The sequence below is a fragment of the Variovorax multivorans genome (assembly GCF_051216835.1).
Taxonomy (GTDB): Bacteria; Pseudomonadota; Gammaproteobacteria; order Burkholderiales; family Burkholderiaceae_C; genus Variovorax.
The window spans coordinates 252,922-269,638 of sequence record NZ_JBPJZL010000005.1 but is presented as its reverse complement, the minus strand read 5'-3'; the positions used below and the strand labels follow the sequence as shown (position 1 = coordinate 269,638).

Sequence of the window (16,717 nt, the reverse complement as noted above, 5' to 3'; positions counted from 1 at the left end):
CAACGAAAAACAAGGAACAAATTTCCGGATTTCAGTTAAATTCAAAGGCTCGCTTTCCTAATTCTCCCCGGGTGAAAACACCTATGCCAAATGGCTATCGTCCGTTTTTGCCTTTTCTCCGGGAAAGCATCGCCTATTGAGCCTCGGGGCTCAAAAAAACGGGCGTCTCCTGCAATAACGCGCGGTCTGTCGTTTGGTTTATTGCACAGCCAAAAAAAATATAAAAGCAATCCTCGCGCCACTTTTTGATGGGCCGCTTGCGCGTGTTGGCGTGGGAAGGAAGCTTGGGCGCGGGTCGGCATGTACCGCAGAGGTGCAAGACGCACTGCCAATGTGCCTGCTACGGGCCTGGGAGGGCTGGATGCACCAGTCCGGCGACTCCAGCATGACAAAGGGCCGCTAAGCGGCCCTGGTTGGAGGTGGTGGCATCCACTGAAAGTGAAGCCCCCGGCGTTACATCTCTCGGATGGAGAACAGGTCCGGCGCGTAACGCTGGCGCCGGACGGCGTGGGGATCAAGGCCGCTAGCCAGCCCCTGCACGCCTTTGGTGCTCACGAGCCAACTCAGCTGAAGAATTCCTTCGCCTTGTCGAACCAGCCCTTGTCGGTCGGACTGTGCTTCTCGCCGCCTTTCTTGAGCGACTCGTCGAGTTCCTTGAGCAGCTTGCGCTGGAACTCGGTGAGCTTCACCGGCGTCTCGACGCGCACGTGGCAGTACAGGTCGCCTGGGTAGCTCGAGTTGACGCCCTTGATGCCCTTGCCGCGCAGGCGGAACTGCTTGCCGCTTTGCGTGCCTTCGGGAATGTCGATGGCCGCCGCGCCCTTGAGCGTGGGCACGTTGATCTCGCCGCCCAGCGCCGCCGTGGTCATGCTCACGGGCACCACGCAGTGCAGGTTGTCGCCGTCGCGCTCGAAGATGTCGTGCTTCCTGAGCCGGATCTCGATGTACAGGTCGCCCGGCGGGCCGCCGTTGACGCCTGGCTCGCCGCTGCCGGTCACGCGCATGCGCTGGCCGTCGTCGATGCCCGCGCGGATCTTCACTTCGAGCGTCTTGTTGCGCTTGATCTTGCCTTGGCCATGGCACACGGTGCAGGGCTCGGGAACGATCTTGCCGCTGCCGTGGCAGGTGGGGCAGGTCTGCTGCACGCTGAAGAAGCCCTGGCGCATCTGCACCGCGCCCGCGCCGTGGCAGGTGGTGCAGGTGATGGGCTTGGTGCCAGGTTTCGCGCCTGAGCCATGGCAGGTGTCGCACTCGTCCCAGGTGGGAATGCGGATCTCAGTGGTCTTGCCTTCTGCAGCCTCTTCGAGCGAGATCTCCATCGCGTAGCTCAGGTCGCTGCCGCGGAACACCTGGCGGCCGCTGCTGGTGCGGCCGCGGCCGCCGCCACCGAACACGTCGCCGAAGATGTCGCCGAAGGCTTCCGCGAAGCCGCCGAAGCCTTCCGCGCCCGGGCCGCCGCGCATGTTGGGGTCGACGCCGGCATGGCCGTACTGGTCGTAGGCCGCGCGCTTCTGTCCGTCGGACAGCATTTCGTAGGCTTCCTTCACCTCCTTGAACTTGGCCTCGGCCTCCTTCGAGGTGTCGCCGTGGTTGCGGTCGGGGTGGTGCTTCATCGCAAGCTTGCGATAAGCCTTCTTGATTTCTTCCTCGCTCGCGTTCTTGGGGACGCCGAGGGTTTCGTAGTAGTCGCGTTTGGTGGCCATGGCAGGTCGATCAGCAGATCAGGGAAGCAGCGGGAACTCGGGTAACTTGAAGCGAGAAAGGCTGGAGCACCTTTTCAGGTGTTCCAGCCTTGCTCAAGGGGCTGAAGATCAGCCCTTCTTGACTTCTTTCACTTCGGCGTCGACCACGTTGTCGTCGGCCTGTGCGCTTGCAGCAGCTTCCGCGCCACCCGGGCCTGAGGCGGCCGAGGCGCCGGCTGCAGCCTGCGATTCGGCGTACATCTTCTCGCCCAGCTTCTGGCTTGCGGTCATCAGCGTGTTGGTCTTTTCCTCGATCACGGTCTTGTCTTCACCCTTGAGGGCTTCTTCCAGGTCCTTGATCGCTGCTTCGATCGCGTCCTTCTCGGCGGCTTCGAGGCTTGCACCATGTTCGCCCAGCGACTTCTTCACGCTGTGCACCATTGCCTCGCCCTGGTTGCGCGCCTGCACGATTTCGAGCTTCTTCTTGTCGTCTTCGGCGTTGAGTTCGGCGTCCTTCACCATCTTCTGGATCTCGTCCTCGGAGAGGCCCGAGTTCGCCTTGATGGTGATCTTGTTTTCCTTGCCGGTGCCCTTGTCCTTCGCGCCGACGTGCAGGATGCCGTTGGCGTCGATGTCGAAGCTCACCTCGATCTGCGGCGTGCCGCGCGATGCCGGCGGAATGCCTTCGAGATTGAATTCGCCGAGCGCCTTGTTGCCCGAAGCGATTTCACGCTCGCCCTGGAACACCTTGATCGTCACGGCCGGCTGGTTGTCTTCGGCGGTCGAGAAGGTCTGCGCGAACTTCGTCGGGATCGTGGTGTTCTTCGTGATCATCTTGGTCATCACGCCACCCATGGTCTCGATGCCGAGCGACAGCGGCGTCACGTCGAGCAGCAGCACGTCCTTGCGGTCACCCGAGAGCACCTGGCCCTGGATGGCAGCGCCCACAGCCACGGCTTCGTCGGGGTTCACGTCCTTGCGCGGTTCCTTGCCGAAGAAGGCCTTCACCTTTTCCTGCACCTTGGGCATGCGGGTCATGCCGCCGACCAGGATCACGTCGTTGATGTCCGACACGCTGATGCCGGCGTCCTTGATGGCCAGGCGGCAAGGCGCGATGGTGCGCTCGACCAGCTCGTCGACCAGGCTTTCGAGCTTGGCACGGGTGAGCTTGATGTTCAGGTGCTTCGGACCCGATGCATCGGCCGTGATGTAGGGCAGGTTGATGTCGGTCTGTGCGCTGTTCGACAGTTCGATCTTGGCCTTTTCAGCGGCTTCCTTCAGGCGCTGGAGCGCAAGCACGTCCTTGCTCAGGTCGACGCCCTGGTCCTTTTTGAACTCGGCAATGATGTAGTCGATGATGCGCTGGTCGAAGTCTTCGCCGCCCAGGAAGGTGTCGCCGTTGGTCGACAGCACTTCGAACTGCTTCTCGCCGTCGACGTCGGCAATTTCGATGATCGACACGTCGAAGGTACCGCCGCCGAGGTCATACACGGCGATCTTGCGGTCGGCCTTGTCCTGCTTGTCGAGGCCGAAGGCCAGGGCAGCAGCGGTGGGCTCGTTGATGATGCGCTTGACGTCGAGGCCCGCGATGCGGCCGGCGTCCTTGGTGGCCTGGCGCTGGGCGTCGTTGAAGTAGGCCGGCACCGTGATCACGGCTTCGGTCACGGTTTCGCCGAGGTAGTCTTCGGCGGTCTTCTTCATCTTGCGCAGGATGTCGGCGCTGACCTGTTGCGGCGCCATCTTCTTGCCCCGCACTTCCACCCATGCGTCGCCGTTGTCGGCCTTGGCGATGGTGTAGGGCATCAGGTCGATGTCCTTCTGGACTTCCTTTTCCTCGAACTTGCGGCCGATCAGGCGCTTGATCGCGTACAGCGTGTTCTTGGGGTTGGTGACGGCCTGGCGCTTGGCCGAGGCACCGACCAGCACTTCACCGTCTTCCTGGTACGCGACGATCGACGGCGTGGTGCGCGCACCTTCCGAGTTCTCGATCACACGCGTGGTGTTGCCTTCCATGATCGACACGCACGAGTTGGTGGTGCCGAGGTCGATGCCGATGATCTTTGCCATGTTCTTTACTCCTGAAAGCCTGAAAAATATGTTGTTATGAACTTGTGGATAACCCGTCGCGATTCAAGGTATGAAGCGGGGATTTCCTGTGGGAATCTTGTGTGCCGATGCGAGCCGGTTACTTCGGCGCGCTGACCGTGACCAGCGCCGGGCGCAGCACGCGGTCGTTGATGGTGTAGCCCTTCTGCAGCACGCTCACCACGGTGTTCGGCTCCTGGTCGACGGCGGGCACCACCGAGATGGCCTGGTGCTGGTGCGGGTCGAACTTGGTGCCGGGCGCGGGGGCCACTTCGATCACCTTGTTGCGTTCGAGTGCGCTCTTGAGCTGGCGCAGGGTGGCTTCGGCGCCTTCGCGGATCTGCTCGGGGGTGGCGTCCTTGATGGCCAGGCCGGCTTCGAGGCTGTCGGTCACCGGCAGCAGGCTCTCGGCAAAGGCCTCGACGGCGAACTTGCGGGCCTTGGTGATCTCGTCGTCGGCGCGGCGACGGGCGTTCTGCACATCGGCCTGGGCGCGCAGGTACTGGTCGGCCAGTTCGGCATTCTTGGTCTGCAGGGCGGCGAGTTCGCCTTGTGCCACGGCCAGGGCGTCGAGCGCCTCGGCTTCATTGGCGGCGTGCGCAGCCTCCAGTTCTTCGGGGCTTGGCTCGCCTTGCAGCATTTGAGAATTCTGTGCGGATTGTTGCGGGTCAGACATTTTTCAAAGAACCGGCATGTGCCGGAAAACAAACGTTAGCCAGCCACATGGGGCTGGCCCAAAGCATTTCAAGCGAAAAAACGCGGCCAAAAGGGCCGCGGAGGCATGAAAAAGGCCCGGAATCGGGCCTTGGAGCCGCCGGCTCGAATGCTCAGTGTGCGTCCAGGAGTTCGACGTCGAACTTCAGGGTGGCGTTCGGCGGGATCACGCCGCCGGCGCCGCGAGCGCCATAGCCCAGCGATGCGGGAATGATCAGCGTGCGCTTGCCGCCGATCTTCATGCCGGCCACGCCTTCGTCCCAGCCCTTGATGACCTGGCCCGCGCCCAGCGAGAACGCGAACGGGTCGTTGCGGTCGCGGCTCGAATCGAACTTGGCGCCTTGCACGCCGTCGTTGTAGAGCCAGCCGGTGTAGTGCACGTGCACGTGCTGGCCGGCCTTGGCTTCGGCGCCGGTGCCGACTTCGGTGTCTTCGTATTGCAGGCCGGAGGGAGTGGTAGGCATGAGAAACGCTCCTTGCGTCGATGTGAGATCAGTGGATCGAAGGCGCGGAGTTTACCGATGCCGGGAAGGCCGGCCTGTGGTCCGTCAGCTCTGGCTGGTGTCGTCGGAGGGGGGCGCGGGTGTGGACGCAGGCGCTGCCACTGGGGCCGAAGCGGGCGCGACCGCTGGAGAAACCGCCGCGGCGGGCGGTGCGACCGCTGCGGGTGCCGCCGCTTTCTTGAGTTGTCCCAGTTGCCATTTACCGGCAAAGGCCTGCAGGTCGGAAAGGCGCTTGAGCAGGTCTTGCCCGCTGAGCGTGAGGCTGTAGCCGTCGCTGCCGTGGCCGACGATGCCGGCCTCGCGCAGTTCCTTGATGCGGGTGTTGAGCGTGTTGGGAGTGATGCTGCCCACGCTGTCCTGAAGCAGCCGGAAGGTCTGCGCATGGCCGTCGCGCAGGGCCCAGAGCACGCGCAGTGCGTAGCGGGCTTCGAGCAGGGCGAGCAACTGGCTGACGGCTGCGTTTTCCTTGGTACTCATCGACATCATCTCCTCGAAGCGTTCTTGTGGTTGGTATGAACCGTCTCGTTGGCCGGCGACTATAGCGCAATCGAGGAGGATGCTACTAGTTTTATAGCTGTCAGGGCATGCTGCATGCGGGTTGTGAGACAAACACTCACAAATTGGTGTAGTTGGCCATGGCTTCGCCCAGTCGGATCGCGCGTGTGGGCGACCAGTCCTGGTTGAAGGCCAGCGCGGGCGCCGGGAACAGCATGACGACCGTCGACCCGAGCAAGAAACGGCCCATCTCGTCGCCCTTGCGGATGTCGATCTGCTGGTCGGTGTAGTGCCACTCGCGCAGCTCGCCCACGCGCGGCGGATTGACCACGCCGTGCCACACGGTGGCCATGCTGCCGACGATGGTGGCGCCCACCAGCACCAGCACGAAGGGCCCGTGCGCCGATTCGAAGACGCACACCACTCGCTCGTTGCGCGCGAACAGGCCGGGCACGCCGCGCGCCGTGGTGGGGTTCACCGAGAACAGGTCGCCCGGCACATGGATCATGCGCACCAGCCGCCCGTCGCAAGGCATGTGGATGCGGTGGTAGTCCTTGGGGCTCAGGTACAGCGTGGCGAAGCTGCCGTGCGCGAACTTCGCGGCCAGCGCTGCGTCGCCGCCGACCAGTGCGGTGGTTGTGTAGTTGTGGCCCTTGGCCTGGAAGATCTGGTCGCCCTGGATCGCGCCGAACTGGCTGATCGCGCCGTCCACGGGGCAGACCAGGTCAGCCTGCGCGAGCGGCCGCGCACCGGGCTTGAGCGCGCGCGTGAAGAACTGGTTGAAGCTCTTGTAGTGCTGGATGTCCGACTCCAGCGCCTCGCCCATGTCCACGCCGTACTTGGCCACGAAGCGCCGGATGATCCACGTCGTCACGGCGCCCCGTTCCTTGCCCGCAACCCAGCCGGCGAAATTGGTCAGGGCCTGCTTGGGGAACAGGTATTGGGGCAGTACGGCAGAGCGGTCGGACACGTGGGGAAGGCCTGGAATGCGGAATCGGAGGGGCATTCTATAAAGCGCTTCTCCCCCGGGGCGTAGGAAGCTTCCCTTGGTTCGCCCGGCCCGCCGTCAGCCGGTCAGTCGGCCTTGATGCCCGCCGCCTTGATCACCTGCGCCCACTTCTCCACTTCGGCCTTCTGGAACGCCGCGATCTGCGTGGTGCTCAGGTCGGTCGGCTCCATGCCGAAGCCCTTGAGCTTGTCCTGCATCTCGGGCGTTGCAAGGATCTTGCGGATCTCGGTGTGCAGCCGGTCGACCACGGGCGCCGGCGTGCCCGCGGGCACGAAGATCGCCTGCCACGACACCACCTCGAAGTCTTGCAGGCCCGGCACGCCCGACTCGGCCACCGTCGGCACGTCGGGCATCGAGGCCAGGCGCTTCGACGATGTGACGGCGATCGCGCGCAGCTTGCCGCTCTGGATGTGCGGGCCCGCGACCACCGTGGTGTCGAACATCATGTCGACCTGTCCGCCGATCACGTCCTGGATCGCCGGGCCGCTGCCCTTGTACGGAATGTGCGTGAACTTCACGCCCGACTTGAAGGCCAGCAGTTCCAGCGCCAGATGCTGCGAGGTGCCCGTGCCGGCCGAGGCCGACGAGAGCCCGCCCGTCTTGGCCTTGCTCGCGGCCATCACATCCTTCAAGGTTTTGTACGGGCTCGCCTGATTCACCACCAGCACCACCGGGTTGGTGCCGATCAGCGTGACCGGCGCGAATGACTTCTGCGGGTCGTAACCGATCTTCGGATACAGGCTCACGTTGATTGCGTGCGAGCTGATGGTGCCGCCGATCAGCGTGAAGCCATCGGGCGCCGCGCGCGCGCCGACTTCGGAGCCAACGCTGCCGCCGGCCCCGCCCTTGTTGTCGATGATCACGCTCGTGCCCAGCACGGTGCCGAGCTTCTGCCCGATCAGCCGGCCCAGCACGTCGGTGGTGCCGCCCGCGGGAAAGGGCACGAGATATGTGATGGCCTTGCCCGTCGGCCAGTTGTTGCTGCTCTGCGCGAAGGCCACCGGAAGACCGGCGGCGAGCGAAGAGGCGAGGGCGGTGCGAATGAGTGTGCGGCGTTGCATGCGAAGGTCTCCTATTAATGTGTGGTGCGGCGCCCGTCAGGGCATGTCGACGATCTCGATCCAGTTCGGGTTCTTGCCCACGTCCAGGTGCTGGGGCTTGCCCAGCGCGCCGGTGGCGGCGTCGATGGTGTAGAGCGAGATGCCGTTCGACTCCTGCCCCGCGGCGATCAGGTAGCGCCCGGTGGCATCGATGGCGAAGCCGCGCGGCGTTTTCTCGGTCGGGGTCTGCCCGAGCGGCTGCAGTTGTCCCGTGGCGGCATCGACCTTGAACGTCGACAGCGTGCTCGTCGTGCGCTCCGACGCGTACAGGTAGCGCCCATCGGGCGTCAGGTGCAGGTCGGCGGCCCAGGGCTTGCCGGTGAAGCCGGCGGGCAGCGTGGTCGTGCTCTGTTCGAGCTTGAGCGTGCCGCGCGCGGCATCCCACGCGAACACGTGCAGCGCCGCGTCGAGTTCGTCCAGCAGATAGACATGGCGCTGGGCCTTGTCCCAGACGAAGTGGCGCGGCCCCGCCTTCGCGGCGGTGGTGGTCAGCGGCGGATCGTTGGGCGACAGCAATCCTTTTTCCGCATCGAAGCGCCAGCTCGACACGTTGTCGCCGCCTAGGCTGGTGGCGAGCACGAAGCGGTTGCTCGCGTCCGCATGGATCGCGTGCGCGTTGGGCCCGGTCTGGATCAGCTGGTGAATGGGGCCCACCGCGCCGTCCTTGCCGACGGCGTTGACCGTGATCTTGCCGCCCTGGTATGAGGCCGCGAAGAGCCACTTGCCGCTCGCGTCCAGGTCGATGTTGGCCATGCTGTCGGCCAGCGGCGCCTCGCCGAGCTTCTGCAATTTTCCGGTGGCGCCGTCGATCGACAGCGCGGTCACGCGAAAGGGCTGCGAGCGCAGTGCGGCATACAGCATGCGCTTGTCATGGCTCACAACCATCGGCATCACCGTGCCGCCGACGTTCAGCGTCTGCACCTGCTTGAGCGCGCCCTGGGCACGGTCGAGTTCGAGCACCGAGATTTCCTGGCTGTCGGCGTTCGACACATAGACCCAGGTCGCGGCCGAAGCCTGGCCGATGGCGGCCAGCCACAGCAGCGATGCGATGGTTGTTTTTTTCATGGCTGTGCGGCTCAGGGCTTGATGTTGAGCTTGGTGATGAGCTGCTTGAAGTACACGTTGTCCTTCGCCAGCGTTTCCTTGAACACGGCGCCGTCGGTGTAGACATAGCCAAGGTTCTGCTTGTCCATCACCTCGTGCATCAGCGGCTCGGCGGCAGTCTTCGCGGTGATCTCGCGCAGCTTCGCCATCACTTCGGGCGGTGTGTTCTTCGGCGCGCCGAGGCCGCGCCAGGTGCCGATCGACAGGTCGATGCCGCGCTCCTTGGCGGTAGGCACTTTCTCGAAGCCCTTCACGCGCTTGTCGGCCATCACCATCAGCACCTTGAGCTTGCCGCCCTGCACGTGCGTCGTTACTTCGGCCGGGCTCACCGCCACGGCTTCGATGTGGCCGCCGAGCAGCGCCAGCACGGCGGGTGCCGCGCCCTGGAACGGGATGTGGCCGAACTTGGCGCCGGTCTTGTCTTCCAGCGCCGCGGCGGCAAGGTGCCAGATCGAGCCGTTGCCCGAGTTGCCCACGCGCACGCTCTCTGGCGACTTCTTCGCGGCCGCCAGGAACTCCTCGATGGTGTTCCACGGCGCATCGGCCTTCACCGTGATCGCGGCCGGGTCGGCGTTGAGCTGTGCGATGGGCTGGAAGTCGTCGTAGTTGAACTTGGCCAGGCCCAGGTGCGGCAGCGTCAGCAGCTCGACCGTGAGCACCGCGAGCTTGTAGCCGTCGGGCTTGGCGTTGATCACTTCGGTCCAGCCGATGGCGCCGCCCGCACCGGGGCGGTTGACGATCACGATGCTCTGCGAGATGTGCTTGCGGCTCGCCTCGGCGAATGCGCGCGCCAGGCCGTCGGTGCCACCGCCGGGCTGGTAGGGCACCAGCAGTTCGATCGTGCGGTTCGGAAAATCTGCCTGCGCCGCGGCCGGCGTGACCAGCCCGAGCGAGAGCGCGGCCGTGGCCGAGAGGGCGGCGATGCCGCGAAGAAGTTGGCTTCTCTTCATGATGTCTTTGTCTCCGTTGTTGATCTGATCCTTCAGCCCCGGGGTGTTTCCTCTGTGGGCTTCCTCACTGTCCTCGTGCGTCAGGGCATGTACTGGCCCCCGTTCACCTCGATCACCTGCCCGGTGACGTAGCCCGAGAGCTGCTCCGAGGCGAGATAAAGAAACGCGCCCACGCATTCCTCGGGCTCGCCGATGCGGCCCATCGGAATGCTGGCGCGGAAGTTCTCCAGCATCGCGGGCGTCGAGAAGCGGTCCTGGAACGGCGTCTGAATGACGCCCGGCGCCACTGCGTTCACGCGGATGCGGTCGCCCACCAGTTCCTTCGCCAGGCCGTGCGTTGCCGTGCTCACGAAGCCCTTCGAGCCCGCGTACAGGTACGCGGCCGGCCCGCCGCCGGTGCGCGCAGCAACCGAGGTCACGTTGATGATGTTGCCGCCACCCTGCATGCGCATCAGCGGAACCACCTCGCGGCAGAACGCGAGCACCGAGCGCGCGTTGATGTGCATCACCTCGTCGAACAGCGCATCGTCGAACTCTGCGATGGGCACGCGCTTGACCAGGCTGCCGGCGTTGTTCACCAGCACGTCGATGCGGCCGAACTGCGCCGCGGTCTGCTTCACGCAGTCGCGGATCGCGGCCGTGTCGCGCACGTCGGCCTTCAGCGCAAAGGCCGTGCCGCCGGCCGCGCGGATGGTGTCGACCACGCGGTTCGCTGCATCGGCCGAGCTGTTGTAGTGCACCGCCACGCGCATGCCGCGTGCGGCGAATGCGATGGCCACCGCGGCACCGATGCCGGTGCTGGCACCGGTGACGAGCGCGGTCTTGTCCTTGAGGTCTTCCATGTCGTCGCTCCGTGTCTGAAGGGAATGAAAAGAGTCAGGTGACCGGGGCCGGGTTGAACAGCACCAGCGCGTTGTGCAGCTTCCAGTGCTCGGCCCAGGTTTTCTTGCGGCCGCTGGCCACGTCGAGCATCAGGTGGAACATCTCCCAGCCGATGTCCTCGATGGTGGCGTCGCCATCGGCGATGCGGCCCGCGTTCACGTCCATCAGGTCGTGCCAGCGGCGTGCGAGGTCGCTGCGCGTGGCGACCTTGATCACCGGCACTTCGGCCAGCCCGTAGGGCGTGCCGCGGCCGGTGGTGAACACGTGCAGGTTGATGCCGGCCGCCAGCTGCAGCGTGCCGCAGATGAAGTCGCTGGCCGGCGTGGCGGCGTAGATCAGGCCCTTCTGCGTTGCCTTCTCGCCGGGCGCGAGCACGCCGGTGATGGGGGCCGAGCCCGACTTGACGATGGAGCCCATCGCCTTCTCGACGATGTTCGACAGCCCGCCTTTCTTGTTGCCCGGCGTGGTGTTGGCGCTGCGGTCGACGCGGCCCTTTTCCAGGTAGGCGTCGTACCAGGCCATCTCGCGGATCATGGCCTCGGCCACCTCGGGCGTGGATGCGCGCGAGGTGAGCTGGTCGATGCCGTCGCGAACCTCGGTCACTTCCGAGAACATCACGGTGGCGCCCGCGCGCACCAGCAGGTCGGTGCAGAAGCCAACGGCGGGATTGGCGGTGACGCCCGAGAAGGCGTCGCTGCCGCCGCACTGCACGCCCACCACCAGTTCGCTGGCGGGCACGGTTTCGCGCCTGCGCTTGTTGAGCCGCGCGAGGTGTTCCTCGGCCTGCCGCATGACCGAATCGATCATCGACATGAAGCCGACGTGCTCGTCGTCCTGCAGGCAGACCACGTCGAGTTCCGCGTCACCTTCCTTGCCTTCGATTTCGCCGCGCTTGTCGACGATGGGAATGCTCCCCGGCGGCAGCAGCCGCTCGGGCTGCAGCTTCTCGCAGCCCAGGCTCACCACCATCACCTCGCCGCCGAAGTTCGGGTTGAGGCTGATGTTGCGCAGCGTGCGGATCGGCACGATGGCATCGGGCGCGTCGATGGCCACTCCGCAGCCGTAGGTGTGCGCCAGCGCCACCACGTCGTCGACGTTCGGGTACTTCGGCAGCAGTTCGGCCTTGATGCGCTGCACCGCGAAGTCGGTCACGCCGGCCACGCACTGCACCGTCTGCGTGATGGCCAGGATGTTGCGCGAACCCACCGAGCCGTCGGCGTTGCGGTAGCCCTCGAAGGTGTAGCCCTCCAGCGGCGGCAGGACAGGGGGCTTGACCGTGGCGATGGGCAGGCCGTCGAGCTCGGGTGCGGTCGGCATGCGCATCACGCGCTCGTGCACCCAGCTGCCGCGCGGCAGCGCCTTCAATGCGTAGCCGATCACCACGTCGTAGCGGCGGATGGCGTCGCCTTCGGCCAGGTCGACCAGTGCGACCTTGTGGCCTTGCGGGACGTTGTCCACCAGCCGAAGGCCGTCGGCGAACTCCGCGCCGGCCTTCAGCCCGCCGTCGTTCGCGACGATGGCCACGTTGTCTGCCGCGTGGATGCGGATGTAGAGCGGTGGGCGGGTGGGTTCGGACATCGTGGGCTCCTTGCTTACTTCACGACCATGAACATGCTGGGCAGCCAGGTCGAGAACGCGGGAACGAATGTGACTACTCCCAGCGCAAAGATCAATGCCCCGTAGAACGGCCAGATGGTCTTCATCACCGTGCCCACCGATACCCCGCCGATCGCGCAGCCGACGAACTGCGTCGTGCCCACCGGCGGCGTGTTGAGACCCAGCGCGCAGTTGATCAGCATCACGATGCCGAACTGCACCGAGGTCATGCCGTAGTGCTGGGCAATGGGCAGGAAGATCGGCGTGCACAGCAGGATGGTGGCCGCCATGTCCAGGAAGGTGCCGAGCACGAACAGGATGATGTTGATCAGCAGGAAGATCACCCATGGTGTGCTGGTTACCTGCGACAGCATCTCGCCCGTGAGCTCGGCCACGCCGTACAGGCTGATGAGGTAGCCGAAGGTGCTGGAGATGCCGATCAGCAGCAGGATCACGCCCGTGGTGCGCACCGCCTTCGAGGCCGCCTTGATGAAGTGCTCCCACTTCAGCGTGCGGTACACGAAGATCGTGAGGCCCAGCGCATACAGCACCGCCACCGCCGCAGACTCGGTTGCTGTGAACACGCCCGACAGGATGCCGCCCAGGATCAGCACCACGATGAACAGGCCCGGCAGCGCTGCCGCGAACGAGCGCGCCACGATGGACCAGCCCGGGAAGCTGCCGGCCGGGTAGCCACGCTTCACCGCCACCAGGTAGGCGGCCGCGAGGTTGCTGATGGTGAGAACTGCTGCCGGCAGCAGCGCCGCCAGGATCAGCGCCGCAATCGACACCTTGCCGCCTGCTGCGAGCGAATAGATGATCAGGTTGTGGCTGGTCGGCATCAGCGCGCCGACCAGTGCCGCATGGGTCGTCACGTTGACTGCGTAGTCGGCGTGATAGCCCTCCTTCTTCATCATCGGGATCATCACGGCACCCATGGCCGAGACGTCCGCCACGGGCGAACCCGAGACGCCGCCGAACAGCGTGCAGGCCACCACGTTCGACATGCCGAGGCCGCCGCGCACGTGGCCCACGAGGTCGCGCGCCAGGTTGACGATGCGGTCCGCAATGCCGCCGTAGAGCATCAGCTCGCCGGCGAAGATGAAGAACGGAATGGCCAGGAACGAGAAGATCCCCATGCCGGAGGTCATCTGCTGGAAGCCGACTGCCAGCGGCAGTCCTTCATAGAGCAGCGTGGCAAGGGCCGACAGGCCGATGGAAAAAGCGACCGGCACGCCCAGCAGCAGGAAGAGCGTGAACGAGATGCAGAGAATGAGCAGAGGAATGGTCATGGTGGCTCAGGCCCAGGCAGGTTCGACTTCGCGGCCTTGGGCGAGCGCGATGATGTGTTCGATGGAGAACATCACGATGAGGACGCCCGACACGGCGGCGGGCACGTACTTCCACCCCTCGGAGATCCAGAGCGTGGGCAATCTGTAGTCCCACACCGATTCGGCGAGCGAGGCGCAGTTCCAGGCCATGGCAATGCCGAACAGCAGGATCAGTGCGTGGATGAGGTATTCCATCTTCAGTCGCAGCCAGTCGGGCGCGAGCACGAGGAAGGATTCGAGTCCGATATGGCCCGCGTCGCGCACGCCCACGGCCACGCCGAGCATGGTGACGTAGAGCACCAGCAGCAGCGCGAGGCTTTCGGCCCAGGTGGGGGTGTTGTTGAGCACGTAGCGGCCGAACACCTGCCAGCTCACGGCGCAGATCACCGCGACGAGGCCGAAGATGCCCAACCACATGCAGGCACGTGCGAGGGTGCGGCAAAGTTTGGTGTACATAGATTTTCTTTGCCCTTCCCCCGAGGGGGAAGGAGGGGAGCGGGTCGAATCGACGAGGGTGGGCTTACTTCGTTTCCTGCACGCGCTTGACGAGGTCTTTCAGCTTCGCGTCGGTGATGAACTTGTCGTACACCGGCTTCATCGCTGCCTGGAACGGAGCCTTGTCGACTTCGATGATCTCCGCGCCGCCGGCCTTCACCGTGGCCAGCGACTTCACTTCACGCTCTTCCCACTGCTTGCGCATGTAGGGCACCGATTCCTTGGCGGCCTGGCGGATCCAGCCTTGCTCTTCGGTCGAGAGCTTGTCCCACGCGCGCTTGGAGAACAGCAGCATCTCGGGCGCCATCGAGTGCTCGGTCTTGCTGTAGTACTTGGCCACTTCGAAGGCGCGCGCGCTCTCATACGTGGGGTAGTTGTTCTCGGCGGCGTCGATCAGACCGGTCTTCAGGCCCGTGTAGACCTCGCCCATGGGCATTGGCGTGGCGTTGGCGCCCATGGCCTCGAGCATCGACACCCACAGGTCGGACTGCTGCACGCGAACCTTCAGGCCCTTCATGTCGGCGAAGGTGCGCACCGGCTTCTTGGCCGTGAACATCGAGCGCGCGCCGCTGTCGTAGTAGGCCAGGCCGATGAAGCCCTGCTTCTCGCACGACTTCAGGATCTCTTCGCCGATCGGGCCGTCGAGCACCTTGTGCAGGTGGTCGACCGAGCGGAACAGGAAGGGCATGGTCGGCACCTGCGTCTCGGCACAGATGTTGTTCATGGGCGCGATGTTCACGCGCACCATCTGCAGCGCACCGATCTTGGTCTGCTCGATCGTGTCCTTCTCGCTGCCGAGCGAACTGTTGTTGAACACCTTGATGCTGTGCTTGCCGCCCGACAGCGCCTTCAGGCGCTCGCTCATGAACTTCACCGCGGTCACGGTGGGGTAGTCGTCGGGGTGGATGTCGGCCGAACGGAACTCGGTGGCGTGTGCAGTCAGTGTGGTCAGCGCGGCTGCGGCGCACGCGGAAAGTGCGATCAGGGTCTTGGTGAATTTCATTTGTCTCATCCTCTTGCTTGGTGGTTGTCGAAAAAAGGTCAGGCGCCGAACGTCGGCTCCGGAACGCCCTGGGCGCCGGGCCGCAGGGCGAATACGCCGCCGGCCAATGGCTGGTCCGACAGGTCGATGCCGCCGGGTCGTATGGAAGTAACGAACAGGGTGTCGAGGGCCGGGCCGCCGAAGGCGCACATCGCGGGCTTCTTCACCGGCACTTCGAGCGAGCGGTCGAGCCGGCCGTCGGGCGTGAAGCGGTGCACCAGGCCCGCGTCGTTGCCGCATATCCAGTAGCAGCCGTCGGTGTCCATGGCGGCGCCGTCGGGGCGGCCGGGCAGGGGCTTCATGTCGATGAAGAGGCGGCGGTTGCCGGGCGTGCCGGTTTCGGTGTCGTAGTCGAAGGCCCAGACGGCTTGCACCGTGGGGTGCGAATCCGAGAGATACATCGTGCGGCCGTCGGGGCTGAAGGCCAGGCCGTTGGGCACGATGAGGTCGTCCAGGCACAGGGTGGCGCTGCTGTCGCCCTTGCCGTAGCTGTAGAGGCGGCCGACGCGCGCGCCCGCCGCCATGTCTAGCAGCATCGTGCCGGCCCAGAAGCGGCCCTGGCGGTCGCAGCGGCCATCGTTGAAGCGCATGGCCGGGGCCGCGTGCTCGACCGGGGCGAGCAAGGTGGCGGCCAGCGTGCCGTCGGCCTGCGGCTTCAGCGAGAACAGGCCGCTTTCCATGCCGGCGATCCATTCGCCCTGCGCGTCGGCGCGCGGCGCGATGCAGGCGATCATTTCGTTCGCCGTCCACTTCGCATGGCCTTCGCCCGCATGCCAGCGGTTCAGCGTGCGCGCGGGAATATCGACCCAGTAGAGCGCCTGTTCGACCGCATGCCACACCGGGCTTTCGCCGGTGCCGTTGCGTGCGTCGAGAACGAGTTCAGCGTTCATCGCCGAATGGGCCCTGGGCCGTGAAGGCGCCGCCCTGGTAGATCGCATTCGGATCGGTCGGCGCGACGGGCGGCTGTGCCTCGACCTTGTCGCGGAACACCTCCGAGCTGTCCTGCGGCACGAAGCCCAGGTGCGCGGCCGCGCTGTTGTCCCACCACACGTCGCGGTTGTTCGACACGCCGTAGACCACGGTGTGCTTCACGTCGGGCGTGAACAGCGACTTCTCGATCAGCGAGGTCAGGTCGCGGTAGCTGAGCCAGGTGCTCATCATCCGGCGGTTGGCCGGCTCGGGGAACGACGAGCCGATGCGGATGCTCACGGTCTCGATGCCCCAGCGGTCGAAGTAGAACTGCGCCATGTCCTCGCCGAAGGACTTCGACAGGCCGTAGTAGCCGTCGGGCCGGCGTACGGCATGCGCGTCGATGTGCTCGCTCTGCTTGTAGAAGCCGATCACGTGGTTGGAGCTCGCGAACACCACGCGCTTCACACCATGGCGGCGCGCAGCCTCGTACACGTTGAAGATGCCCTTGATGTTGGCCTCGAGGATTTCCTCGAACGGGCGCTCGACCGAGACGCCGCCCAGGTGGACGATGGCGTCGCAGCCTTCGAGCAGCGCATGCACCGCGGCCTTGTCGGAAAGATCGCAGGGCACGACTTCCTCGCTCGCATCGGCGGCCGGAGCCAGCGAGGCGATGTCCGACAGGCGCAGCACGTTCGCATACGGCTTGAGCCGCTCGCGCAGCACCTTGCCCAGGCCGCCGGCCGCGCCGGTCAGGAGGAGGCGGTTCATCTTGTTGTCGTTCATCGTTGCCTGTCCATACACGGAAGAGTCATGGTTT

At 65.2% G+C, this 16,717-nt stretch carries 16 protein-coding genes; all 16 read right to left on the bottom strand.

Annotated features, from left to right (window positions below):
• Positions 1-563: 563 nt before the first annotated feature.
• The 16 genes from dnaJ to ACSFCA_RS14550 all read right to left on the bottom strand — a co-directional run bounded on the left by dnaJ (position 564) and on the right by ACSFCA_RS14550 (position 16,683).
• Entirely contained in the window at positions 564-1,703 is a 1,140-nt protein-coding gene (gene dnaJ / locus ACSFCA_RS14625; RefSeq protein ID WP_258353871.1) for a molecular chaperone DnaJ, read from the bottom strand.
• Positions 1,704-1,811: 108 nt separating this feature from the next.
• Entirely contained in the window at positions 1,812-3,749 is a 1,938-nt protein-coding gene (dnaK, locus tag ACSFCA_RS14620) for a molecular chaperone DnaK (protein ID WP_258353872.1), read from the bottom strand.
• A 118-nt stretch (positions 3,750-3,867) separates the two neighbouring features.
• A complete protein-coding gene (gene grpE, locus ACSFCA_RS14615; protein ID WP_435459970.1) occupies positions 3,868-4,443 on the bottom strand; it encodes a nucleotide exchange factor GrpE in 576 nt (191 codons plus the stop codon).
• A 151-nt stretch (positions 4,444-4,594) separates the two neighbouring features.
• Positions 4,595-4,945, bottom strand: a complete 351-nt coding sequence (locus ACSFCA_RS14610; RefSeq protein WP_013540334.1) for an FKBP-type peptidyl-prolyl cis-trans isomerase — start codon at positions 4,943-4,945, stop codon at positions 4,595-4,597.
• A gap of 84 nt (positions 4,946-5,029) precedes the next feature.
• The gene (locus ACSFCA_RS14605) at positions 5,030-5,461 is read right to left on the bottom strand and encodes a winged helix-turn-helix transcriptional regulator (RefSeq protein WP_258353874.1); all 432 of its coding nucleotides are present in this window, start codon (positions 5,459-5,461) and stop codon (positions 5,030-5,032) included.
• 136 nt (positions 5,462-5,597) lie between these two features.
• A complete protein-coding gene (gene asd / locus ACSFCA_RS14600; RefSeq protein WP_258353875.1) occupies positions 5,598-6,449 on the bottom strand; it encodes an archaetidylserine decarboxylase in 852 nt (283 codons plus the stop codon).
• A gap of 104 nt (positions 6,450-6,553) precedes the next feature.
• Positions 6,554-7,549, bottom strand: a complete 996-nt coding sequence (locus ACSFCA_RS14595) for a Bug family tripartite tricarboxylate transporter substrate binding protein (protein WP_258353876.1) — start codon at positions 7,547-7,549, stop codon at positions 6,554-6,556.
• A 36-nt stretch (positions 7,550-7,585) separates the two neighbouring features.
• The gene (locus tag ACSFCA_RS14590) at positions 7,586-8,653 is read right to left on the bottom strand and encodes a lactonase family protein (protein ID WP_435459969.1); all 1,068 of its coding nucleotides are present in this window, start codon (positions 8,651-8,653) and stop codon (positions 7,586-7,588) included.
• A gap of 11 nt (positions 8,654-8,664) precedes the next feature.
• On the bottom strand, positions 8,665-9,642 hold the full coding sequence (locus ACSFCA_RS14585) for a Bug family tripartite tricarboxylate transporter substrate binding protein (RefSeq protein ID WP_435459968.1): 978 nt from the start codon (positions 9,640-9,642) through the stop codon (positions 8,665-8,667).
• Between the two features lie 80 nt (positions 9,643-9,722).
• Positions 9,723-10,484, bottom strand: a complete 762-nt coding sequence (locus ACSFCA_RS14580) for an SDR family NAD(P)-dependent oxidoreductase (RefSeq protein ID WP_435459967.1) — start codon at positions 10,482-10,484, stop codon at positions 9,723-9,725.
• Between the two features lie 34 nt (positions 10,485-10,518).
• The gene (gene garD, locus ACSFCA_RS14575) at positions 10,519-12,102 is read right to left on the bottom strand and encodes a galactarate dehydratase (RefSeq protein WP_435459966.1); all 1,584 of its coding nucleotides are present in this window, start codon (positions 12,100-12,102) and stop codon (positions 10,519-10,521) included.
• A gap of 14 nt (positions 12,103-12,116) precedes the next feature.
• The gene (locus ACSFCA_RS14570) at positions 12,117-13,412 is read right to left on the bottom strand and encodes a TRAP transporter large permease (protein WP_093051379.1); all 1,296 of its coding nucleotides are present in this window, start codon (positions 13,410-13,412) and stop codon (positions 12,117-12,119) included.
• A 6-nt stretch (positions 13,413-13,418) separates the two neighbouring features.
• A complete protein-coding gene (locus ACSFCA_RS14565; protein ID WP_093051376.1) occupies positions 13,419-13,907 on the bottom strand; it encodes a TRAP transporter small permease in 489 nt (162 codons plus the stop codon).
• Positions 13,908-13,971: 64 nt separating this feature from the next.
• Positions 13,972-14,949, bottom strand: a complete 978-nt coding sequence (locus ACSFCA_RS14560; protein ID WP_435459965.1) for a TRAP transporter substrate-binding protein — start codon at positions 14,947-14,949, stop codon at positions 13,972-13,974.
• A gap of 38 nt (positions 14,950-14,987) precedes the next feature.
• Positions 14,988-15,878: an SMP-30/gluconolactonase/LRE family protein gene (locus tag ACSFCA_RS14555; protein ID WP_435459964.1), complete on the bottom strand. Its 891-nt coding sequence runs from the start codon at positions 15,876-15,878 to the stop codon at positions 14,988-14,990.
• Positions 15,868-16,683: an NAD-dependent epimerase/dehydratase family protein gene (locus tag ACSFCA_RS14550; RefSeq protein ID WP_435459963.1), complete on the bottom strand. Its 816-nt coding sequence runs from the start codon at positions 16,681-16,683 to the stop codon at positions 15,868-15,870. The genes ACSFCA_RS14555 and ACSFCA_RS14550 overlap by 11 nt, the downstream gene beginning before the upstream one ends.
• Positions 16,684-16,717 lie beyond the last annotated feature (34 nt).